Raw genomic sequence first — 502 nt, 5'->3', positions numbered from 1 at the left:
CAAGACACTTGAATGTGTTTGTTGTGTTTATACCGTTCTTATTAAATAAGAGCAGATAAACATTGAGAACTTTTAAATTTGATTGAATTACTCGTAAGTAATCAATCAGTCAGCTTTCCAAATTGTTAAAGAGCTAGATATTTCAAAAGAAATAACCATTTTTAAAGATTCTTAAGGAAGAACACTTAAAGATGGTGGAGCTATGCGGGATCGAACCGCAGACCTCCTCGCTGCCAGCGAGGCGCTCTCCCAGCTGAGCTATAGCCCCATCTGGAAAAGTATTTCCTACTCTTAACTTATTAAACCATCAATCTGTGTGGGTACTCATCGTAAATATCTTCGTATAAGGAGGTGATCCAGCCCCAGGTTCCCCTAGGGCTACCTTGTTACGACTTCACCCCAGTCATGAACCACAAAGTGGTGAGCGTCCTCCCCGAAAGGTTAAACTACCCACTTCTTTTGCAGCCCACTCCCATGGTGTGACGGGCGGTGTGTACAAGGC

At 43.0% G+C, this 502-nt stretch carries 1 tRNA gene and 1 rRNA gene; both read right to left on the bottom strand.

The annotated features are described in order from the left end of the window. Positions 1-192: 192 nt before the first annotated feature. A tRNA-Ala gene (locus tag AB4507_RS22700) sits at positions 193-268 on the bottom strand. 76 nt (positions 269-344) lie between these two features. Then, positions 345-502: ribosomal RNA gene (locus AB4507_RS22695) — 16S ribosomal RNA — on the bottom strand; the annotation flags it as partial.

The sequence above is a fragment of the Vibrio sp. 10N.222.54.A3 genome (assembly GCF_041474095.1).
Lineage (GTDB): Bacteria > Pseudomonadota > Gammaproteobacteria > Enterobacterales > Vibrionaceae > Vibrio > Vibrio crassostreae_C.
This window is presented reverse-complemented; position numbering and strand designations above follow the sequence as displayed.